The 21718-nt window shown below is 72.5% G+C and carries 19 protein-coding genes; 5 read left to right on the top strand and 14 right to left on the bottom strand.

The genetic code is table 11. The features are described 5' to 3' along the window. Positions 1–54: 54 nt before the first annotated feature. Together IH25_RS0111020 and IH25_RS0111015 are read left to right on the top strand one after the other, a co-directional pair. Positions 55–1647 carry an AMP-binding protein gene (locus IH25_RS0111020; RefSeq protein WP_030606723.1) on the top strand — a complete coding sequence of 531 codons (1593 nt, stop codon included), beginning with the start codon at positions 55–57 and terminating at the stop codon, positions 1645–1647. A 15-nt stretch (positions 1648–1662) separates the two neighbouring features. Continuing rightward, complete coding sequence (locus IH25_RS0111015) at positions 1663–2475, top strand: PaaX family transcriptional regulator (protein ID WP_030606720.1); 813 nt, start codon at positions 1663–1665, stop codon at positions 2473–2475. A 17-nt stretch (positions 2476–2492) separates the two neighbouring features. Here IH25_RS0111015 and IH25_RS0111010 read toward each other — a convergent pair whose 3' ends face one another. After that, a complete protein-coding gene (locus IH25_RS0111010) occupies positions 2493–4868 on the bottom strand; it encodes a bifunctional salicylyl-CoA 5-hydroxylase/oxidoreductase (protein ID WP_245172761.1) in 2376 nt (791 codons plus the stop codon). A gap of 6 nt (positions 4869–4874) precedes the next feature. Next, positions 4875–5702 (bottom strand): enoyl-CoA hydratase family protein, encoded by an 828-nt coding sequence (locus tag IH25_RS0111005; protein WP_030606715.1) that lies wholly within the window; start codon positions 5700–5702, stop codon positions 4875–4877. A 146-nt stretch (positions 5703–5848) separates the two neighbouring features. Between IH25_RS0111005 and IH25_RS0111000 the strand changes: the two genes are divergently transcribed. Beyond that, the gene (locus tag IH25_RS0111000) at positions 5849–6334 is read left to right on the top strand and encodes an ATP-binding protein (RefSeq protein ID WP_051753881.1); all 486 of its coding nucleotides are present in this window, start codon (positions 5849–5851) and stop codon (positions 6332–6334) included. Here the strand turns inward: IH25_RS0111000 and IH25_RS0110995 are convergent. From IH25_RS0110995 to IH25_RS42795, 6 genes are all read right to left on the bottom strand, one after another. Continuing rightward, positions 6294–7745, bottom strand: coding sequence for an amino acid permease (locus IH25_RS0110995; RefSeq protein ID WP_030606708.1), 1452 nt, complete (start codon positions 7743–7745; stop codon positions 6294–6296). The genes IH25_RS0111000 and IH25_RS0110995 overlap by 41 nt on opposite strands. Positions 7746–7855: 110 nt before the next feature. Then, positions 7856–8878 (bottom strand): ornithine carbamoyltransferase, encoded by a 1023-nt coding sequence (gene argF / locus IH25_RS0110990; RefSeq protein ID WP_030606705.1) that lies wholly within the window; start codon positions 8876–8878, stop codon positions 7856–7858. Between the two features lie 61 nt (positions 8879–8939). Continuing rightward, complete coding sequence (locus IH25_RS0110985; protein ID WP_030606702.1) at positions 8940–10163, bottom strand: arginine deiminase; 1224 nt, start codon at positions 10161–10163, stop codon at positions 8940–8942. Between the two features lie 160 nt (positions 10164–10323). Next, positions 10324–12867, bottom strand: coding sequence for a polynucleotide kinase-phosphatase (locus IH25_RS0110980; protein WP_030606699.1), 2544 nt, complete (start codon positions 12865–12867; stop codon positions 10324–10326). After that, complete coding sequence (locus tag IH25_RS0110975; protein ID WP_030606696.1) at positions 12864–14327, bottom strand: 3' terminal RNA ribose 2'-O-methyltransferase Hen1; 1464 nt, start codon at positions 14325–14327, stop codon at positions 12864–12866. The genes IH25_RS0110980 and IH25_RS0110975 overlap by 4 nt, the downstream gene beginning before the upstream one ends. Before the next feature lie 250 nt (positions 14328–14577). Further along, positions 14578–14706, bottom strand: a complete 129-nt coding sequence (locus tag IH25_RS42795; protein ID WP_280842474.1) for a hypothetical protein — start codon at positions 14704–14706, stop codon at positions 14578–14580. A gap of 315 nt (positions 14707–15021) precedes the next feature. On the opposite strand from IH25_RS42795, the gene IH25_RS0110960 reads away from it, so the two are divergent. Beyond that, the gene (locus tag IH25_RS0110960) at positions 15022–15999 is read left to right on the top strand and encodes a D-alanyl-D-alanine carboxypeptidase family protein (RefSeq protein WP_030606693.1); all 978 of its coding nucleotides are present in this window, start codon (positions 15022–15024) and stop codon (positions 15997–15999) included. Positions 16000–16124: 125 nt separating this feature from the next. Here the strand turns inward: IH25_RS0110960 and IH25_RS0110955 are convergent, their stop codons facing one another. Next, entirely contained in the window at positions 16125–17048 is a 924-nt protein-coding gene (locus IH25_RS0110955; protein ID WP_030606691.1) for an LLM class F420-dependent oxidoreductase, read from the bottom strand. A 149-nt stretch (positions 17049–17197) separates the two neighbouring features. Further along, the gene (locus tag IH25_RS42240; protein WP_245172760.1) at positions 17198–18058 is read right to left on the bottom strand and encodes a hypothetical protein; all 861 of its coding nucleotides are present in this window, start codon (positions 18056–18058) and stop codon (positions 17198–17200) included. Positions 18059–18509: 451 nt separating this feature from the next. Here IH25_RS42240 and IH25_RS0110945 point away from each other — a divergent pair, with 451 nt between their 5' ends. After that, positions 18510–18965 (top strand): VOC family protein, encoded by a 456-nt coding sequence (locus IH25_RS0110945; RefSeq protein ID WP_030606686.1) that lies wholly within the window; start codon positions 18510–18512, stop codon positions 18963–18965. 26 nt (positions 18966–18991) lie between these two features. On the opposite strand, the gene IH25_RS0110940 is transcribed toward IH25_RS0110945, so the two are convergent. The 4 genes from IH25_RS0110940 to IH25_RS0110925 form a co-directional block, all read right to left on the bottom strand. Next, positions 18992–19477 carry a DUF6099 family protein gene (locus tag IH25_RS0110940; RefSeq protein ID WP_030606683.1) on the bottom strand — a complete coding sequence of 162 codons (486 nt, stop codon included), beginning with the start codon at positions 19475–19477 and terminating at the stop codon, positions 18992–18994. Between the two features lie 167 nt (positions 19478–19644). Further along, positions 19645–20043 (bottom strand): nucleotide pyrophosphohydrolase, encoded by a 399-nt coding sequence (locus IH25_RS0110935; RefSeq protein WP_078844209.1) that lies wholly within the window; start codon positions 20041–20043, stop codon positions 19645–19647. Further along, positions 19995–21176 carry an AAA family ATPase gene (locus IH25_RS0110930; protein ID WP_030606679.1) on the bottom strand — a complete coding sequence of 394 codons (1182 nt, stop codon included), beginning with the start codon at positions 21174–21176 and terminating at the stop codon, positions 19995–19997. Before IH25_RS0110930 ends, IH25_RS0110935 begins: the two co-directional genes overlap by 49 nt. 90 nt (positions 21177–21266) lie before the next feature. Further along, a complete protein-coding gene (locus IH25_RS0110925; protein WP_030606675.1) occupies positions 21267–21656 on the bottom strand; it encodes a cell division protein SepF in 390 nt (129 codons plus the stop codon). Between the last annotated feature and the right edge of the window lie 62 nt (positions 21657–21718).

The raw sequence follows: 21718 nt of genomic DNA, 5'->3' as shown, positions 1-21718 counted from the left end.
GAAGCCCGTTCGGGCGGCCGGCCCGGACGTCCGTCACGGCAAGGGGGCCCCGTCATGCACCTCTCGGCCCACGTCGACACGTTCACGCGCGACCATCTGCCCCCGCCGCACGAGTGGCCCGAGCTGCGGTTCGACCTGCCGGAACTGCGCTACCCCGCCCGGCTGAACTGCGCCGTGGAGCTGCTGGACCACACCGACGCGGGCCGCCCGGCGTTCCACACCCCGGCCGGCCCCACCTGGACCTACGGCGAACTGCGCGCCCGCGTCGACCGGATCGCGCACGTGCTCACCGGCACGCTGGGCGTGGTCCCGGGCAACCGGGTGCTGCTGCGCGGCCCCACCACGCCGTGGCTGGCCGCCTGCTGGCTGGCCGTGCTGAAGGCGGGCGCTGTCGCGGTCACCGTCCTGGCCCGGCAGCGCCCGCAGGAGCTGGCCGCCATGTGCGCGATCGCCCGGATCGGGCACGCGCTGTGCGACGTCCGGGCGGTGGACGACCTGCTGCGGGCGGCCGTACCGGGGCTGCGCGTCACGACGTACGGCGGGGACGGCCCCGACGACCTGCTGCGCCGCCCGGCCCCCACCGCCCCGTACCCCGCGGTGGACACCGCCTCCGACGACGTCGCCCTGATCGCGTTCACCTCCGGCACCACGGGCCGCCCGAAGGGATGCGCGCACTTCCACCGGGATGTGCTGGCGATAGCCGACACGTTCTCCCGGCACGTGGTGCGCCCCCGTGCGGACGACGTCTTCGCCGGCAGTCCCCCGCTCGGTTTCACCTTCGGCCTCGGCGGGCTGGTGATCTTCCCGCTGCGGGCCGGGGCCAGCAGCCTGCTGCTCGAACAGGCGGGCCCCCGCCAGCTGCTGCCCGCCATCGCCGCGCACCGCGTCTCCGTGCTGTTCACCGCGCCGACCGCCTACCGGGCGATGCTCGGCGACCTGGCCGGCCACGACCTGTCGTCCCTCAGACGCTGTGTCTCGGCCGGCGAGAACCTGCCCGCGGCCACCTGGCGGGCCTGGCACGAGCGCACGGGGCTGCGCCTGATCAACGGCATCGGCGCCACCGAACTGCTGCACATCTTCGTGTCCGCCGCCGACGAGCACATCCGGCCCGGCACCACGGGCCTGCCGGTGCCGGGCTGGCAGGCGCGGGTCCAGGACGCCGACGGCCGCCCGGTGCCCGACGGCGCACCCGGACTGCTGGCCGTGCGCGGCCCGGTCGGCTGCCGCTATCTGGCCGACCCGCGGCAGCGGGAGTACGTGCGCGACGGCTGGAACATCACCGGCGACACCTATGTCCGTGAGGCCGACGGCTACTTCCGGTACGTGGCCCGCGCCGACGACATGATCGTCTCCGCCGGGTACAACATAGCCGGGCCGGAGGTGGAGGACGCGCTGCTGCGCCATCCCGACGTGGCCGAGACGGCGGTCGTCGGCCGCCCCGACGAGGCCCGCGGCCAGGTGGCCGTCGCCTACACCGTGCTGCGCCCCGGCGCCCGCCCGGACCCCGAGGCACTGCGCGCGTTCGTCACCGCGGAGCTCGCGCCCTACAAGTGCCCGCGCGAGTTCGTCTTCCTCGACGCCCTGCCCCGCACGGCCACCGGCAAGGTGCAGCGGTTCCGCTTGCGCACCGGAGGTGACCAGCAGTGATGCCGACGACCTAAAATGATCAACGTGTCCGAGCAGCACGCCCCCAGGTCCCTCATCGTCACGCTCTACGGCGCGTACGGCCGCTCACTGCCCGGCCCGGTGCCCGTCGCCGAGCTGATCCGGCTCCTGGCCGCGGTCGGCGTGGACGCGCCCTCCGTACGCTCCTCGGTGTCCCGGCTCAAGCGGCGCGGTCTGCTGCTGCCGGCCCGCACGGAGTCCGGCGCGGCCGGCTACGAACTGTCCGACGAGGCCCGTCAGTTGCTGGACGACGGCGACCGGCGCGTCTACGCGGCCGCGCCCGTGGCGGACGAGGGCTGGGTGCTCGCGGTGTTCTCGGTACCGGAGTCGGAGCGGCAGAAGCGGCACGTGCTGCGCTCCCGGCTGGCCGGTCTGGGCTTCGGCACCGCCGCGCCGGGGGTGTGGATCGCCCCGGCCCGGCTGTACGAGGAGACGGAGCACACCCTGCGCCGGCTGCGGCTGGACCCGTACGTGGACTTCTTCCGCGGCGAGCATCTGGGGTTCGCGCCCACGGCCGAGGCGGTGGCCCGCTGGTGGGACCTGGCCGCGATCGCCAAGGAGCACGAGCGCTTCCTGGACACCCACGCGCCGGTGCTGCGGGCCTGGTCGCGCCGCTCGGACACCCCGCCCGAGGAGGCGTACCGCGACTACCTCCTCGCCCTCGACTCCTGGCGCCACCTCCCCTACACCGACCCGGGCCTGCCCACCGGCCTGCTGCCGCCCGACTGGCCCGGCGTCCGCTCGGCGGAGGTCTTCCGGGGCCTGCACGAACGCCTGCGGGACGCGGGGGCCCGGTTCGTGGGGCTGTGAAGTCCCCTGAAACCCCCTCAACCTCCCAGTGACAGGCGGGGCTTGGGCGCGTCGGTGCGGCCGGTGCGGGGCGGGCGGCTGCCGGCACGGTAGGGGGCGGGCCAGGGGGCGCCGGGACCCTCGTAGCCCTGCTCGGCCGCCGCGTGCAGGGTCCAGTGCGGGTCGTACAGGTGCGGGCGGGCCAGGGCGCACAGGTCGGTACGGCCCGCCAGGATCAGCGAGTTGACGTCGTCCCAGGAGGAGATCGCGCCGACCGCGACCACCGGGACGCGGACCTCCTGCCGGATGCGGTCGGCGAACGGCGTCTGGTACGACCGCCCGAACTCCGGGCGCTCCTCGGCCACCACCTGTCCGGTGGACACGTCGATGGCGTCGGCGCCGTGCGCGGCGAAGGCGCGGGCGATCTCCACGGCGTCCTCGGCGGCCGTCCCGCCGTCGGCCCAGTCGGTGGCCGAGATCCGGACGGTCATCGGCCGCTCGGCCGGCCACACCCCGCGTACGGCGTCGAAGACCTCCAGCGGGAAGCGCAGGCGCCGCTCCAGCGGACCGCCGTAGGCGTCGGTGCGGTGGTTGGTGAGGGGGGAGAGGAAACCGGAGAGCAGATAGCCGTGGCCGCAGTGCAGTTCGAGCAGGTCGAAACCGGCCCGCGCGGCACGCCAGGCGGCCGCGGTGAACTGCTCGCGGATGTCGGTGAGCCGGGCCCGGGACAGCTCGCGCGGTATCTGGCTCCCCGGCTTGTACGGCAGCGGGGACGCGGCCACGAGCGGCCAGTTGCCGGTGCGCAGCGGCTCGTCGATGCCCTCCCACATCAGTTTCGTGGACCCCTTGCGGCCGGAGTGCCCGAGCTGGACGCCGATCGCGGTGCCCGGGGACTGCCGGTGCACGAAGTCGGTGACGCGCCGCCACGCCTCGGCCTGCCGGCCGGTGTACAGGCCGGCGCAGCCGGGGGTGATCCGGCCCTCCGGGCTGACGCACACCATCTCGGTCATCACCAGCCCGGCCCCGCCGAGCGCGCGGGCGCCCAGGTGGACGAGGTGGAAGTCGCCGGGTACGCCGTCGGCGGCCGAGTACATGTCCATCGGTGACACCACGACCCGGTTGCGCAGGGTCAGGCCGCGCAGCCGGAAGGGCGTGAACATCGGGGGTGTGCCGGGCGGGCAGCCGAACTCGCGCTCGACGGACCCGGTGAAGCGGGCGTCGCGCAGCCGGAGGTTGTCGTGGGTGACGCGGCGGGAGCGGGTGAGCAGGTTGAAGGCGAACTGGCGGGGCGGCTGGCGCAGGTAAAGCCGCACGTTCTCGAACCATTCCAGGCTGGCCCGGGCGGCCCGCTGGGTGGAGGCGACGACGGGCCTGCGCTCCTCCTCGTAGGCCGCGAGCGCGGTGGGCACGTCCGGTTGTTCCTCCAGGCAGGCGGCCAGGGCGAGGGCGTCCTCGACGGCGAGCTTGGTGCCGGAGCCGATGGAGAAGTGCGCGGTGTGCGCGGCGTCGCCGAGGAGGACGACGTTGCCGTGCGACCAGCGGTCGTTGACGACCGTACGGAAGCTGGTCCAGGTGGAGTTGCCGGAGCGCAGCGGGCGTCCGCGCAGGGCGTCGGCGAAGAGCTTGGCGCAGCGCTCGACGGATGCGCGCGGGTCGAGTCGGTCGTAGCCGGCGGCCCGCCAGACCTCCTCGCGCATCTCCACGATCACGGTGGAGGAGTCGGCCGCGTAGGGGTAGCCGTGCAGCTGGATCACGCCGTGTTCGGTCTCGGCGATCTCGAAGCGGAAGGCGTCGAAGGGGAAGTCGGCGGCGAGCCAGATGTAGCGGCAGCGGTGTTCGGTCACCTGTGGGCGGAACACCTGGGCGTAGGTGTCGCGGGTGGCGCTGTGCACACCGTCGGCGGCGATGACGAGGTCGTACTCGGCGCGCAGGGCGTCCGGGTGGGGGGCCTCGGTGCGGAAGCGGATCCGTACGCCGAGGGAGCGGCAGCGCTCGTGCAGGATCGCGAGGAGCCGGTGGCGGCCGAGCGCGGCGAAGCCGTGGCCGCCGGAGCGGTGGCGGGTCCCCCGGTGCACGATGTCGATGTCGTCCCAGCGCACGAAGTCCCGCCGTAAGGCTGCGTGGACGACCGGGTCGGCGTGTTCGATGCCGCCGAGGGTCTCGTCGGAGAGGACCACGCCGAAGCCGAAGGTCTGGTCGGGGGCGTTGCGTTCCCAGACGGTGATGTCACGGGCGGGGTCGAGGCGTTTGAGGAGGGCCGCGGCGTACAGCCCGCCGGGACCGCCGCCGATGATCGCGACGCGGAGGGGGCGGCTTGTCGTCGTCGGCGGGTGCGCGTCGTCCGTGGCCGGTCGCGCGGTTCCCCGCGCCCCTGAGGCAGGCGTGCCCGAGGTGGGTGTTCCCGTGCCCGGCATCCACGCTCACCTCCCCCGCCACTTCGGCGTGCGCTTCGCCGTGAAAGCCGCGTGGAACTCCGCGTAGTCCTCGCCGGTCATCAGCAGGGACTGGGTGGCGGCGTCCAGTTCGACCGAGGCGGCCAGGGGCATGTCCAGCTCGGCCGTGAGCAGGGCCTTGGTCTGGGCGTGGGCCAGGGCCGGGCCGTCGGCCAGGCGGCGGGCCAGCGCGGCGGCCGCCTCGTCCGCCCGGCCCTCCTCGGCCAGCTCGCTGATCAGGCCGATGCGCTCGGCCTCGGGGGCGCGCACCGGGTCGCCCAGCATCAGCAGGCGGGTGGCGTGGCCGAGGCCGACGACCCGGGGCAGCAGATAGGCCGCGCCCATGTCGCCGCCGGACAGGCCGACCCGGGTGAAGAGGAACGCGAACCGGGCCGAGGGGTCGGCGACCCGGAAGTCCGCCGCGAGGGCGAGGACCGCGCCGGCGCCGGCCGCCACGCCGTGCACCGCGGCGATCACCGGGAACGGGCACTCCCGGACGGCCCGCACCACCTGTCCGGTCATCCGGTTGAAGTCGAGCAGCCGGGCGGTGTCCATGGCGAGGGTGGCGCCGATGATCTCGTCCACATCGCCGCCGGAGCAGAAGCCGCGGCCCTCGCCGGCCAGCACCAGGGCCCGTACCGAACGCTCCCGGGACAGCTCGGCGAGCAGGTCGCGCAGATCGGCGTAGGCGCCGAAGGTGAGGGCGTTGAGTTTCTCGGGGCGGGCGAGGGTGACGGTGGCGACCTGGTCGGTGATCCGCACCCGCAAGTGCTCCCAGTCGGCCGTGCGGGCGGCCGAGCCGGTGAAGGGACTCATGACGTGCGGCCTCCTCGGGCGACGGTGCCGTACGGTGCGCTCCCCCATGAAGTTATCACCGCTTTGTGACTGTCGTCACGGTGGCGCGACACAAAACGGGGCGACCGACCGGCCCGGCGGCGGGCGCGGGCCGCCGGGCCCGTACCATGCCTGGAGTCGGACAGCAGGACAGCCTGCTCCATGAAGGACTCGCCGTGCACGAACCCTCCGCCGAATCGGCCTCCTGGCGCATCGCGCTGCCGCACACCGCCGCGGCGGTGCCCGTGGCGCGCGCCCTGGTGCGCACGGCCCTCACCGAGGTCGAGCACGTGACCGACTGCGACACGGCCGAGCTGCTGACCGCCGAGCTGGTGGCCAACGCGGTGGAGCACACCGCCGGGCGCGGCCCGATAGAGCTGGTGGTGGAGCTGCGGCCGACCGGCTGCCAGGTCGAGGTGCACGACCCGGACCCGGCGCCGCCCGGCCGGCTGACCGCGCCGGTGGTCGAGGAGCCCGATGTGTGGCAGGAGGGCGGGCGCGGGCTGCTGCTGATCCGCGCCCTGAGCTCGTCCTGCGGTCATCGCCCCACCCCGTCGGGCAAGGCGGTGTGGTTCAGACTGCCTGTGGTTCCCGCTCGGCCGCGGCCGGCGTGACCTCGCCGGCCGGGGCGGCGCCGGCCAGCGTGGAGTGCCGGCGGCCGTAGAGGCCGTAGACCGCGAGGCCCACCGCGAGGAACACGGCGAACTGGATCCAGGTGTGCCAGCCGGTCTCCCACATCAGGTACAGGCAGAAGCCGATGCCGAGCAGCGGGGCCACCGGGTACAGCGGCACCCGGAAGCTGCGGTCGAGGCCCGGTTCGCGGCGGCGCAGGGCCAGCACGGTGATGTTGACGACGGCCATGATGGCGAGGGTGCCGATGGTGCACAGGTTCATCACGGCGTCCAGCGAGGCGAAGGCCGCCGGGAGCGCGAAGACGACGGCGACGATCAGGGTGCCGGCGACCGGCGTGGAGGTCTTCGGGCTGACCTTCTCGAAGACGCGCGGGATCAGTCCGTCCCGGGACATCGACATCAGGATGCGGGTCTGGCCGTACATCACGGCGAGGACCACGGAGGCGATGGCGACGACGGCGCCGAAGGCGATGACACCGCCGCCGACGGCGGAGCCGGTGACCTCGTTGACGACGTAGGAGAGGGCGGCGGGGCGGCCGGCGACCTGGTCGCCGCCGATGGCGCCGATCGCGGCGAGCGCGACCGCGCAGTACAGCAGGGTCACGATGCCCATGCAGACGAGGATCGCGACGGGGATGTGCCGGCGCGGGTTCTTCGCCTCCTCGCCGGCCGTGGTGATCGCGTCGAAGCCGATGTACGAGAAGAAGGCCGCGGTGGTGCCCGCGCCGATGCCGCCGAGGCCGGCCGGGGAGAACGGGGTGAGGTTGCCGTCCTTGAAGGCGCTGTAGCCGATGGCGCAGAACGCGAGCAGGATCGCGAGCTTGACCGCGGCCATGGCGGCGGTCGCCCGGGCGCTCTCCCGCACCCCGCGCACCAGCAGCGCCGAGGCCATGGCGATGACGATCACGGCCGGCAGGTTGATCACGCCGCCGTCGCCGGGGCCCGCGGACAGGGCGGCCGGGAGCTGGAGGCCGGTGAGGCTGTGCAGCAGTTCGTTGACGTACTGGCTCCAGCCGACCGCGACGGCCGAGATGGAGACGCCGTACTCCAGCAGCAGGCACCAGCCGACGAGGAAGGCGGTGGACTCGCCGAGGCCGGCGTAGGCGAAGGAGTACGAGGAGCCGGAGACCGGGATCGCGCCGCCCAGCTCGGCGAAGGAGAAGGCGGTGAAGACGCAGGTGAGGGCCGCGAGGGCGAAGGAGACGACGACGGCCGGGCCGGCCTGGGCGACCGAGTCGGACAGTCCGACGAAGATGCCGGTGCCGACGATGGCGCCGACGCCGAAGCAGATGAGCTGGAAGAGGCCCATGGTGCGCTTCAGGCCGTGTCCCTCGCGGTCGGCGCCGGATTCGGCGACGAGCAGGTGCGGGGACTTGATGCGGGGAGCGGGCATGCCGGTGGTGCTCGATTCTGGTGGTGCGGGCGGCCGTGGTGGGGCCGCGGCGACGGCCACGGAAGGGGTGGTTCCGGGCCGCCGGTCAGGATAAGGCCTGGTGAGGAGGGTCAGGCAAGGGTTTCCCGGGCGAGTGTGGCCACCAGCACCGCCTTGATGGTGTGCAGCCGGTTCTCCGCCTCGTCGAAGACCACCGAGTGGGCGGACTCGAAGACCTCGTCCGTCACCTCCAGCGAGGTCAGGCCGTACGCGTCGTGGATCTGCCGCCCGACCTCGGTACCGAGGTCGTGGAAGGCCGGCAGGCAGTGCAGGAACCGCACGTCCGGGTTGCCGGTGGCGCGCAGCACGTCCATCGTGACCGCGTACGGCGCGAGGGCCGTGATCCGCTCGGCCCACACCTCCTTGGGCTCGCCCATGGACACCCAGACGTCGGTGGCGACGAAGTCGGCGCCCCGCACTCCCTCGGTGATGTCCTCGGTGAGGGTGATCCGGGCGCCGCTGGAGCCGGCGAGCGCGCGGGCGCGGTCGAGGATCTCCGGGGCGGGCCAGTAGGACTTCGGGGCGACGATGCGTACGTCCATGCCGAGCAGGGCGCCGGTGACGAGGTAGGAGTTGCCCATGTTGAAGCGGGCGTCCCCGAGGTAGGCGAAGGCGATGTCGCCGAGCGGCTTGGCGCAGTGCTCGGTCATGGTGAGCACGTCGGCGAGCATCTGGGTGGGGTGCCAGTCGTCGGTGAGGCCGTTGTAGACGGGCACGCCGGCGTACGCGGCCAGCTCCTCGACCTTGGCCTGGCTGTCGCCCCGGTACTCGATGGCGTCGTACATCCGGCCCAGCACCCGGGCGGTGTCCCGGACGGACTCCTTGTGCCCGATCTGCGACCCGGAGGGCTCCAGGTAGGTGGTGTGGGCGCCCTGGTCGGCGGCGGCGACCTCGAACGCGCAGCGGGTGCGCGTCGAGGTCTTCTCGAAGATCAGCGCGATGTTCCGCCCGCGCAGGTACGGGGTCTCGGTCCCGGCCTTCTTGGCCGCCTTCAGCTCGGCGGCCAGCTCGACCAGGCCGCGGAACTCCGCCTCGGTGAAGTCCAGCTCCTTGAGGAAGTGGCGGCCGGCGAGGGCGGTCGGGACTGTCGCCATGGGGGCGCTCCAGGTGTATGACTACAGGGGACTATGTAAGTCTATACGACACTCCACATTTCTATACGGCGTCTCGCTGCACGGGACAGCTCATGCACCGGGGGCCGCCGCGGCCCCGGCCCAGCTCGCTGCCCGGGATCTCGATCACCTCGATGCCCTGTTTGCGCAGGTAAGTGTTTGTGGTGGCGTTCCGCTCGTAGGCGACGACGACACCCGGCTCGACGGCGAGGACGTTGCAGCCGTCGTCCCACTGCTCGCGTTCGGCGGCGTGCACGTCCTGGGTCGCGGTCAGCACCCGGATCTCGCCGAGGCCGAGCGCGGCGGCGATCGCCCGGTGCATGTGCTCCGGCGGGTGGTCGGTGACCTTCAGCTCCCGTCCCCCGTCGCCCGGCTCGATGGTGTACGAGCGGAGCATGCCGAGCCCGGCGTACTGGGTGAAGGTGTCGCCGTCGACCATGGTCATCACCGTGTCCAGGTGCATGAAGGCGCGCCGCTTGGGCATGTCGAGCGCGACGATCGTACGCGCCGAGCCGGCCGCGAACAGCTTGTGCGCCAGCATCTCCACGGCCTGCGGGGTGGTGCGCTCGCTCATCCCGATCAGCACGGCGCCGTTGCCGATCACCAGCACGTCACCGCCCTCGATGGTGGACGGGTAGTCCGCCTGCCCCCGGGACCAGATGTGGAACGCCTCGTCACGGAAGAGCGGGTGGTGGCGGTAGATCGCCTCGAAGTGCACGGTCTCGCGCTGCCGGGCGGGCCAGCGCATGGCGTTGATGGAGACACCGTCGTAGATCCACGCCGAGGTGTCGCGGGTGAACAGGTGGTTGGGCAGCGGGCGCAGCAGGAAGTCGTCCAGCTCCATGACGTGGAAGCGCACGGAGACCGGTTCCTCGTGGCCGGCCAGGTACTCCCGCTTGGTCATCCCGCCGACCAGGGCCTCGGCCAGCTCGCCCGGGGGCATCCGGTCGAAGGAGGCGCGCAGGTGGGCGGTGGCGAGCGGGCCGTACTCCTTCTCGTCGAAGACCCGGTCCAAGACCAGGGCGCGGGCCTCGTCCAGCGCCAGCGTCTCGGTGAGCAGGTCCCCGAACAGGTGCACCTCGACCCCGCGGTCCCGCAGGACATCGGCGAACCCGTCGTGCTCGGCACGCGCCCGGCGCACCCACAGCACGTCGTCGAAGAGCAGGGCGTCCTTGTTGCTGGGGGTAAGCCTTTTCAGCTCGAGGTCGGGCCGGTGCAGGATGACCCGGCGCAGCCGCCCGGCCTCGGAGTCGACATGGAATCCCATGCCTCCATCCTGACCGCCGGGAGCGCCCTTCATCCCCTTGGCGGGGGTTTCCGGGCGAGGGCGATTTCAGGGGTCCGCGGGGCGGTCCGGGGCGGTGCGCCCGATGGTACCGGGCGCCCGCCGGTCCGGACGGTGCCGGATGAAGCCGCCGGGATGCGGACTACAGCCGTGGGTCCACCGGCTCCGACTCCAGGGACAGTACGCCGAAGACCGCCTCGTGGACCCGCCACAGCGGTTCTCCGTCGGCCAGGCGGTCCAGGGCCTCCAGGCCGAGGGCGTACTCGCGCAGGGCCAGCGAGCGCTTGTGGTTCAGGAACCGCTGCCGGAGCCGGGTGAGGTGGTCGGGGCGGGTGTACTCGGGGCCGTAGATGATCCGCAGGTACTCCCGGCCCCGGCACTTGATGCCGGGCTGCACCAGCCGTCCGTCGCCGTCGCGCACCAGCGCGCCGAGCGGCTTGACGACCATGCCCTCGCCGCCCCGGCCGGTCATCTCCAGCCACCAGTCCACACCCGCGCGCACCGACTCCGGGTCGCCGGTGTCGACGTACAGCCGCCGGGTGGTGTGCAGCAGCCCGGTGCCGTCGTGCTCCACCAGCCGGTCGATGAGGGCGAGTTGCTCGTCGTGCGGCAGCGCGGCGAGGCTGCGGCCCTGGACCGCGAGCAGCTGGAAGGGGGCCAGCCGGACCCCGTCCAGGCCCTCGGTGGGCCAGCAGTAGCGGCGGTAGGCGTCGGTGAACGCGGCGGCGTCGGCGGCGCGTTCCCGCTGCCGGCCGAGCAGCGCGCCCACGTCGGTACCGCGCCCGGCCGCCGCCTCCAGGGCGGCGAGCGCGCCCGGGAACACCGCGCCGGCGGCGGCGCCCACGGCCGCGTACTGGCCGCGCAGCAACCCGGTGGCCTTCAGCGACCACGGCATCAGCTCCGCGTCCAGCAGCAGCCAGTCCGTGCCCAGTTCCTCCCACAGTCCGGCGTCGGTGACCGCCGCGCGCAGCCGACCGAGGATCTCCTCGGTCGTCCGCTCGTCGTCGAAGAACGGCCGTCCGGTACGGGTGTAGAGGGACCCGGTGGGTCCTTCCGCGCCGAACCGCCGCCGTGCCGTCTCCGCGTCCCGGCACACCAGGGCCACGGCCCGGGAGCCCATGTGCTTCTCCTCGCACACCACCCGCGCGACCCCGTCCCGCGCGTACTGCGCGAACGCCTCCTCGGGATGCTCCAGGTAGCCGTCGATCCGCGAGGTGGCCGTCGGTGCCATGGTCGGCGGGAGGTACGGCAGCAGGCGCGGGTCGATCGCGAAGCGGCTCATGACCTCCAGGGCCGCCGCCGCGTTCTCCTCGCGGACGGCCACCCGGCCCGCGTGCCGGGTCTCGACGGCCCGCCGGCCGTGCACGTCCGCCAGGTCCAGCGGGCGGCCGTCCTGTCCGCCGGGAGCGTCGGTGCGCAGCGGCCGGGCCGGCTCGTACCAGACCCGCTCGGCCGGTACGTCGACCAGTTCGCGCTCCGGCCAGCGCAGCGCGGTGAGCTTGCCGCCGAAGACGGCGCCGGTGTCCAGGCAGATGGTGTTGTTGAGCCATGTGGCCTCGGGCACGGGTGTGTGGCCGTAGACCACCGCCGCCCGGCCCCGGTAGTCCTCCGCCCACGGGTAGCGCACCGGCAGCCCGAACTCGTCGGTCTCGCCGGTGGTGTCGCCGTACAGGGCGTGCGAGCGGACCCGGCCGGAGGTGCGGCCGTGGTACTTCTCGGGCAGACCGGCGTGGCAGACCACCAGCCGGCCGCCGTCCAGGACGTAGTGGCTGACCAGTCCGTCCAGGAACCGCCGGACCTCGGCCTTGAACTCCTCGCTCTCGCCCTCCATCTGGGCGATGGTCTCGGCGAGCCCGTGGGTGTGCTGGACCTTGCGGCCCTTGAGGTAACGGCCGTACTTGTTCTCGTGGTTGCCGGGGACGCACAGGGCGTTGCCCGAGTTCACCATCCCCATCACGCGGCGCAGCACGCCGGGGCTGTCCGGGCCGCGGTCGACCAGGTCGCCGACGAACACGGCGGTCCGGCCCTCGGGGTGCGCCCCGTCGGTGTAGCCCAGCTTGGCGAGCAGTGCCTCGAGTTCGGCGGAGCAGCCGTGGACGTCGCCGATGATGTCGAACGGGCCGGTGAGGTGGGTGAGGTCGTTGTAGCGCTTCTCGGTGACGACGGTGGCGTGCTCGACCTCCTCGGCGCCGCGCAGCACGTGCACCTTGCGGAAGCCCTCGCGCTCCAGGTGCCGGAGCGAGCGCCGCAGTTCGCGGATGTGCCGCTGGATGACCCGGCGGGGCATGTCCGCCCGGTCGGCGCGGGCCGCGTTCCGCTCGGCGCACACCTCCTCCGGCACGTCCAGCACGATGGCGATGGGCAGCACGTCGTGCTTCTTCGCCAGTTCGATCAGCTGCCGCCGGCTGTCCTGCTGCACGCTGGTGGCGTCCACGACGGTGCGGCGGCCGGCGGCCAGCCGCTTGCCGGCGATGTAGTGCAGGACGTCGAAGGCGTCCCGGGTCGCGCCCTGGTCGTTCTCGTCGTCGGAGACCAGACCGCGGCAGAAGTCGGAGGAGATCACCTCGGTGGGCTTGAAGTGCCGCCGGGCGAACGTGGACTTGCCGGAACCGGAGGCGCCGACGAGCACCACGAGGGAGAGGTCGGTGACGGGGAGCTCCCGCCCCTTGTGCTGTGTCTCGGTCATGCCGCCTTCGCCTCCCTCTCGCTCGATATCGTGAAGGTCGCCATCTGGGTGGGCGGGCCCACCTCGGGGTCGTCCGGGCCGACGGACGTGAACGCCGCCTCGTAGCCGTACCGTTCCGCCACGGCCGCCGCCCAGGCGCGGAACTCCTCGCGGGTCCACTCGAAACGGTGGTCGCCGTGCCGGACGTGTCCGGCGGGCAGGCTCTCCCAGCGGACGTTGTACTCGGCGTTCGGGGTGGTCACGACGACCGTGCGGGGGCGCGCGTGTCCGAACACCGCGTACTCCAGGGCGGGCAGCCGGGGCAGGTCGACGTGCTCGACGACCTCGCTGAGCACGGCGGCGTCGTAGCCCCGCAGCCGCTGGTCGGTGTAGACGAGGGAGCCCTGGACGAGCTTGACGCGGGCGGCCTGCCGTTCGCCCATGCGGTCCAGCTTCAGCCGGCGGGAGGCGATGGCCAGGGCCCGCTGCGAGACGTCGACGCCGACGATCTCGGTGTACCGGGCGTCCTTGAGCAGCGCCTGCGTCAACTGGCCCTGGCCGCAGCCGAGATCGAGGACGCGGGCGGCGCCGGAGGTGCCCAGCGCGGCGAGTATGGCCTCCCGCCGGAGCACGGCGAGCGGGGTCGGCTTCTCCTCGGTCTCGGTCTCGTCGGCGACCGCGTTGTCGATGTCCTCGACCTCGCTGTCGTCGGCCTCCGCGAGCCGCACCAGCTCCAGCCGCTCCCGCGCCTGGCGGGTCAGCGACCAGCGGCGCGAGAGGTAGCGGCTGGTGATCAGCTGCTGCTCCGGGTGCCCGGCCAGCCAGCCCTCGCCGGCCCGCAGCAGCTTGTCGACCTCGTCGGCGGAGACCCAGTAGTGCTTGGCGTCGTCGAGCACCGGCAGCAGGACGTACAGGTGCCGCAACGCCTCGGCGAGGGTGAGCCGTTCGGACTCCAGCAGCAGCCGGACGTACCGCGAGTCGCCCCACTCCGGGAACGCGGTGTCGAGCGGGACCGGGTCCGCGGTGACGGTCCAGCCGAGCGGTGCGAAGAGGCGTCGTACGAGCTCGGGGCCGCCGCGGGCGGGCAGCGCGGGGACCTCGACGCGCAGCGGCAGCGGGGCGGCGGCCCGCTCCGGCCGGGCGGCACACACCCCGCGCAGGGCGCTGGAGAAGACGTTGCTCAACGCGACGGCCAGCAGCGAGGAGGCCGCGTACGGGCGGTCGTTGACGTACTGGGCGAGGGCCGCGTCGGGTGCGCCGCCCCGGCCCTTGCCCCGGCCTCGCCGGACCAGCGCGACGGGGTCGATCTCCAGCAGCAGCGCGGCCGTGCAGCGTTCGGCGTCCGCCTCGGGGTAGAACACGTGGGCCGTGCCGTGGGAGGTGGAGAACGCCTGTGCCTTGTCGGGGTGCTTGTGCAGCAGGTACCCGAGGTCGGTGGCCGGCCGCGCGGCCGTGCCGGTGGTCGAGATCGTCAGGAACATGCGGTCGAGTCTCCCCGGCCGGGGTCCGCGCCCACCACCGGTTTTCGGCTCGCGCCGGCCGGGGCGGTACCGTCCGGCACGGGGGCGAGGAGCCGTGGGTTCGGCCCCGGGGGCGCGGGTCTGGCCCGAGGGCGTGGGTCCGACGAGAGCAGGCGCGGGGTCCGGGCAAGACGGCGCGGGGCCGGCCAGGGCAGCACGAGTACGGCTGGGGCAGCGCCGGGTACGGCCAGGGCGGTACCGCAGCCGGAAGTCAGGAGGCTCCGGCGATGACCTTGCGGGCGTTCGTGATCGGCCGCTCGTGGGCGGCCTGCCGGTCTTTCAGCACCTTCTTGGTCTTGTCGAAGGCGGCCTTCTGCGCGCGGACCTCGACCGCGTGCACGGCCTTGACGTACCCGGTGTCGAGCTTGCAGCCGGCGGCGGTCTCGTGCCCTTGGCCGACAGCTTGTCGGTGCGGAACCAGGCGGGGCCCTTCCCGGCCTGGGTGTGCGCGCCGGCCCACAGCTTCATGGCGACCGTGTAGGGGCCGGTGAGCCGCACCCCGCCGATCTCGGCCGGCCCGACGGAACCCGTGATTCCGGCACACGGCGTTCACAGGGCCGGCATGTGACATCCGTTATGGCCCCCCGGCCCCGGACCTGATGGAGTGATCCCTCGTCAACTGACCACTGACACACACGAAAAGAGGGGGAACCCCATGACCATCGACCAGGCAGTCCAAGGCCGGAGACTCGGGCGGGCGGCCCGGGCCCGCAGGAGCGCCGCCGTCGCGGTGACCGCCGGTGCCGTGCTGAGCGCCGGAGTCCTCGCGTCCGCACCCGCCCAGGCCGTCCAGGCGGCGCCGACGGCACCCACGGCCCGCGCCGCCGCCGCGGCCCCGCAGGTGTCGGCACAGGGCGCCTACGCCATGAACCCGGTCAACGGCAAGCAGTTGTTCGGCAAGGCGCCGGACTCGCAGCTGCGGACCGGCTCCACCACGAAGATCATGACGGCCCTCGTGGTGCTGTCGCAGCGGAACGTGGACCTCGGGAAGAAGGTGAAGATCAAGAAGGAGTACACCGACTACGTCATCGACCCGGCGACGCACACCCAGCGCTACTCCAGCGCGAACCTGCTCCTCGGCGACTCGATGTCGGTGGGCGACCTGCTGTACGGACTGATGCTGCCGTCGGGCTGCGACGCGGCCTACGCGCTGGCGGACACCTACGGCACGGGCTCCACGACGGCCCAGCGGACCAAGTCGTTCATCGCCAAGATGAACAGCAAGGCGCGCGAACTGGGCCTGAAGAACACCCACTTCGACTCCTTCGACGGGATCTCCAACGGCAAGAACTACTCCTCGCCGCGCGATCTGGCCAAGCTGGCCGGGACCGCGCTGAAGAACAAGACGTTCAAGAAGGTCGTCGGCACCAAGGTCTACAGCGACATGAAGTCGTACCGGCCCGGTGGCGGAACGCACGCCATGCAGCCGTGGAAGAACTCCAACACGCTCCTGAGCTCCTACCGGGGCGCGTTCGGCGTGAAGACCGGCTCCGGGCCGGAGGCGAAGTTCTGCCTGGTGTTCGCGGCCACCCGCGGCTCCAAGACGGTCGTGGGCACGGTCCTCGCGGCGAGCACGGCGGACCAGCGGTTCAAGGACGCGGCGAAGATCCTGGACTACGGCTTCACGCGTTAGCGCGGATTCCGGGAGCCGGGTCCGCGGACCAGTGTCCGCGGACCCGGCGACGGCGGCGGGGCCGCTCCCCCCGTAGTGGCAGGGCCCGCTCCCCCGTGGCGGCAAGGGCCGCCGCTACGCCGTGGTTACGACAGCTGGGACTGGACCTGGGAGGAGATCAGTTCCAGGTGGTCCAGGTCGCCGAGGTCCAGCACCTGGAGGTAGATCCGGCGGGAGCCGATCTCGGCGTAGCGGCCGATCTTGTCGACGACCTCGGCCGGGGAGCCGGCCAGCCCGTTGGCCTTCAGCTCGTCCACCTCACGGCCGATCGCGGCGGCACGCCGGGCCACCTCCTGGTCGTCCTTGCCGACGCACACCACGAGCGCGTTGGAGTACACGAGGTCGTCCGCGTCCCGGCCCGCCTCCGCGGCGGCGGCCCGCACCCGGCCGAACTGCCGCTCACTGTCCTCCACCGAGGCGAACGGGATGTTGAACTCGTCGGCGTACCGCGCGGCCAGCCGCGGCGTACGGGTCGCCCCATGGCCGCCGATCAGCACGGGGATCTTCCTCTGCGCGGGCTTGGGCAGCGCCGGCGAGCCGGTGAGGTCGTAGTACGTCCCGTGGAAGTCGAACGTCTTGCCGACCTCGGTCGCCCACAGCCCGGTGACGATCGCCAGCTGCTCCTCCAGCCGGGCGAACTTCTCCTTCGGGAACGGGATGCCGTACGCCTTGTGCTCCTCCTCGAACCAGCCCGCGCCGAGGCCGAGTTCGATCCGGCCGCCGGACATCTGGTCGACCTGGGCGACCTGGATGGCGAGCACGCCGGGCAGCCGGAAGGTGCCGGCCGTCATCAGCGTGCCGAGGCGGATGCGCTTGGTCTCGCGGGCCAGACCGGCCAGCGTGATCCAGGCGTCCGTGGGACCGGGCAGGCCGTCCACGTTGCCCATGCGCAGATAGTGGTCCGAGCGGAAGAAGGCGTCGAAGCCGAGGTCCTCGGTGGCCTTGGCCACGGTGAGCAGGGTGTCGTAGGTGGCCCCTTGCTGGGGCTCGGTGAAGATTCGCAGGTCCATACACCTATCCTGCACGGCGCCGCCCGCGTCGACCGCCCGGGTACCGCCCGGCGAGGCCGGGCCCGGTCGGGTGAAACGCGCCCACCGGGACCCGGCGCGCGGAACCCCCGCCGGATCGGCGGAGGTTCCGGTGACCGAGACGCACTCGGCTACTCGGCGGGCTGGTTCGGAGTGTTCGGGGTGTTCGGGGTGTTTGGCTGAGCGGGCTCGTTCGGCGTATTCGGAGTGTTCGGCGTGTTCGGCTGAGCCGGCTCGTTCGGGGTGTTCGGCGTATTCGGCTCGTTCGGGGTGTTCGGCGTATTTGGCTTGCCCGGTTCGTTCGGCGTATTCGGTGTGTTGGGCTTGCCCGGTTCGTTCGGCGTGTTGGGCTCGTTCGGCGTATTCGGCTCGTTCGGCTTTGTCGGCGTTTCCGGCTTGGTCGGCGTTTCCGGCTTGGTCGGCGTTTCCGGCTTGGTCGGTGTGTTCGGCGCGTTCGGCTTTTCACCCTGAGTCGTACCGGCCTCCTGATTCACCGGCCCGTTGATGGTCGAATTGATGATTTGGTTGACGTTGTTGGTGATCTGCTGCTGGATCTGCGTCAGGATCGTCGTCGGCACACCGAGGCTCTGCGCCTTCGCCCGTGCCGCCGCGACGCCCTGCGCCTTCGCCTGCTGCGGGGACGCGCCCCGCTTGACGGCCGCTTGGGCCGCACTCGTCGCGGCCGCCACGACGGCGGAGGTCTGCGCCCCGCCGGCCGAGTTCCCTGTGCAGGTCACGGTACCCACACGGAAGGTCCCTGTCCCGGTGACCGCCATCGGCCCGATACGGCCGTCGGAGGAAGAGCGCGCCGTCTCCCCGCCGGGTGTGACGGTGAATTTCTGGCCGGGAGCGAATCCACTGCCGGTCAGGCTTCCCCCCGCCACCCGGCACGTCGGATTCGGGGCCGCGGAGGCCGGTCCCACCGCACCGGCGACCGTGCCACTGACCAGCGCGGCCACCGCGGCGGCGCTCAATACCGTTTTCCCTCGCATGAGGCTCTCCTCTGCTGGCGTTTCCAATCGGCGACAGGGACGTTCCTGCGAACACCAGCACGCTAACCCCGCGCCCCCGACGACGCATCTAGAGTTGCAGGCACGGGCGAGGGGTCAGTATTATTCAAACCCTTTCCGAGTAGCCGCGCGCATTCGGGCGGATTCGGAGAGTAAGACCACACCGATAATTCGCCGTCTCCGAAACCCTCGATAAACTCCCGACGACCTGATATCGACGCGTTCCGCATATCGGTGTCTTCCGCGGTCGAGGAGACCTGTTAGAGTCGCTCCTGTGACTGCCGGGTCGGCCATGGGCCATACACGAGTGAGGCGCCCGGCCTCGGCGTGAGCGCGAGGCGGGCGAGAGGCCCGCCGTTTCTCCGTGACCCACTTCCCGCCGCCCCACGCGCGGCGCTCCCAGCGGATCCAGTACTCGGAGACACATCCCGTCATGTCACATGACCACCAGCGCGCCCAGCAGCACGCCCATCGGCCCGCATCACCGGCCACCGTCCGACCGCCGGCCACCGTCCAGCTGAACCACACCGCCGTCTACGCCTCGGACCGTCACCTGTCGGCCGAGTTCATCGCGGCGATCCTGGGCCTTGAGGTCGGCGCGCCCTTCGGGCCGTTCCTGCCCGTCGACCTGGGCAACGGCGTCACGCTCGACTACTACGAGAAGCGCGACGAGCCGATCCAGTCGCAGCACTACGCGTTCCTCGTGCCCGACGAGGAGTTCGACACCATGATCGCCCGGCTGGAGGCGGTCGGGGTCACCTACTACGCCGATCCCCGCCGCACCGAGCCCGGCCGGATCAACCACCTCTTCGGCGGTCGCGGTGCCTACTTCGACGACCCGGACGGCCACAATATGGAGATCATGACCCGCCCGTACATACGGCCGTAGCCGGCGTCACGGCAAACGGGCGGCGGTCATACGCCGGACGGGCTGTCCTGGACGTCCTCCGGCACCATCGCCGCCCGTGCCGCCAGTTTGCGCAGCATCTCCAGCACGCGGTCACGGGACTCGTCGGCCGCGTCGATCGCCTCCATGCACTGCCAGTACGTCGTCTCGTCCGCGGCGGCGCTGGCCATGCCCACCAGGGCTATGCCGACCTCGCCGAGCAGGCCACCGAGGAACAGCAGGGTCTCGCGGGCGTCGTCCAGCTCGGTGAGCTGGGCGGCGCGCAGGTCGCCCGGGTCGAGTTCGGGCGGATCCAGGACACCGCAGCCCCGGCCCGCCAGCTCCGTCAGCCCCAGCGCCTCGCCGCGCAGTTCCGGCGGGCCGGAGACCGCGAGACGGCTCCCGATCGCCTGGGCCAGGGCCTGCGCCTGCCACACCTCCGCCATCATCTCGCCCGCGTCGGCGCCGGCCGCCAGGGCCCGCCTGCTCGCGAGGATGAGCCGTACCGCATCCATAGGATGCCCCCGTCCGTCCGCCGCACCCCGTCGGCACGGCTCCTGAACTCTCTTGTCCACTACCCAGAGTGAGGGTCGTTGAGGCGAAAAGCCAGAGGAAGACGGAAATTAGTGGACAACAATTCGGATCCGTCACGCGCCTTGACTGCGGAGAGTAATAACGGAACTCAAGAGTCCGGCTGTTGGTCCCCGCTGCCCGGCACCGGGAAGCGGTGTTCGTTGCGGTCGATCTTGGCGGCCAGCGCGGCCAGCGGATCGATGCCGAGGACCTCGCAGAACTGGAGCAGGTAGGCCAGCACATCCGCGACCTCGTCGGTGACCCGGTGCGCCGTGCCGGGCTCGTCCATCACCCGGGCGGACTCCTCCGGGGTGAGCCACTGGAAGATCTCGACCAGTTCGGACGCCTCCACCGAGAGAGCGGCGACGAGGTTCTTGGGCGTGTGGTACGGCTGCCAGTTCCGCGCGGCGGCGAACTCGGCCAGTCTGCGCTGGAGGGCGGCCAGGTCGGGGTGTTCGGTCACGCGTTCAGGTGTACCACTGTGACCCCTGGGGTTCCGGCGGCCCATGAGGCGTCGTGCACCGCGGCCACGCACCGGATGTGTCCGCGCCGGCCCATCCGGGCGGCCGTCAGCAGCAGTTCCCGGCGCTGGACGGGGTCCAGGCCGCGGTCGAAGCCGTCGGCGAGGACGGTGAGGGTGCGCAGCGCGTCGGGCACCTCGCCCGGTGCGTCCATGTCGAGCACGCCCGGCCCGGTCAGCAGCACCAGGGCCAGCGCCAGATAGCGCAGTTCGCCGTCACCGAGCCGGGCGAGGGCGGTGCGGATGCCGTCGCCGCGGTCGAGCAGCGCCCGTACCGTGCCGTCGGCCAGCAGCTCGGCCACCAGGTCGGTCACCGGGCCGGCGCACCCCGCGCGCACCGCCTCGACCAGGTGTCCGTGCCGACGGGAGCACTCGGCGCGGGTGCGCCACAGGACGTCGGCGAGGTTGTCGCAGCCGGGCAGCAGCCGGCCGGTGCCGGTGGGGACGGGCAGCCGCATGTACTCGGGGCGCGGATCGCAGGGGAAGACGGAGCGCAGGGCGACGACCATCTGCTCGGCGGCGGCGAGTACATGGCGCTGTCCGTCGGTCTTGCCGGCCACGCGCAGCGGCAGCAGGGCGGTGCCCAGGCGGTCGTCGGGGAGCGGGGCGCGGGTCACCGGGGCGGCGCCCGCGGTGTGCCAGGCGGCCTGGACGGTACGGCGCCCGGGGTCGCGCAGCGCCGTCTCCAGCAGGACGACACCGCGCGCGGTCAGCCGCTCCCCCACGATCCGCAGGTCCGGTTCGGCCTGCACGGCGATGTCGAGCCGGACCGGGCCCTCGGCGCCTTCGGCCGTACACCCGATGCGGAAGCCCCGGCGCCCTCCGGCGTCGGGCCGGGCCCGCTCGGGTACGCAGGCGACCGGGTCCACGAACGCCTCCGCGAGCGGGGCGCCGCCGCCGAGCCGGGCCAGCGCCCCGAAGGCGGCGAGCGCGGTGGTCTTGCCGGCCCCGCTGGGCCCCGCGAACAGGGTGACCGGCCCGAGCGGGAACCCGGCGCCCCGGTGCCCGGCGAAGGCGGAGAGCCGCAACTCGGTGATCCGGGACCGGATGTCGGGGTGGTCGCCGGGGAGCGCGGGCACGTCGGGCGCCGGCGACTCAGCGAACACGAAGGGCACGGCCATACGCGGACCGTAGAGCCCCGCTTCCCCGGCGAACCGTTTTCCCGTCGGAACTTTCACTCGGTCGGGGGGCGGGCACGGCGCTCGGCGCCGTCACGTGCCCGCCAGTCCCGCCCCCTCCATCAGGCCGCTGACCTCCGTGCCGGGCGGGGTGAGCAGGAAGACGTTGCGGTCCACCCGGTGCATCCCGCTGCCCAGGCCGAAAACGACGCCGGTGCTGAAGTCGAGGACGCGCTTGGCCACATCCCCCTCCGCGCCGGACAGGTCCAGCAGCACCGGTACCCCGGCCATCAGGGTCTCGGCGACTTCCCGGGCGTCCGCGAAGACGTTGACGCGCAGGACCACGAACCGGCGCCGGGTCTCGGTCTCGGCGTCGGGCAGCGAGCGGTGGTTCACCGCCGACGGCCAGGAGTCCCGGCCCCGCAGCGGCACGACCTGGGCGAGCCCTTCCCACTGTTCATCGGTGACGTCGTAACGGCTCACCGGCTCCCCCTGACCTGACTCGCGACCAATTGCACCAGCCAATTCTTACGCCAAGTCACCCG

It is taken from the genome of Streptomyces achromogenes subsp. achromogenes (assembly GCF_000720835.1).
GTDB lineage: Bacteria > Actinomycetota > Actinomycetes > Streptomycetales > Streptomycetaceae > Streptomyces > Streptomyces achromogenes.
Note: the sequence above shows the minus strand (reverse complement) of the source record. Positions and strands in the feature narration are given on the sequence as shown.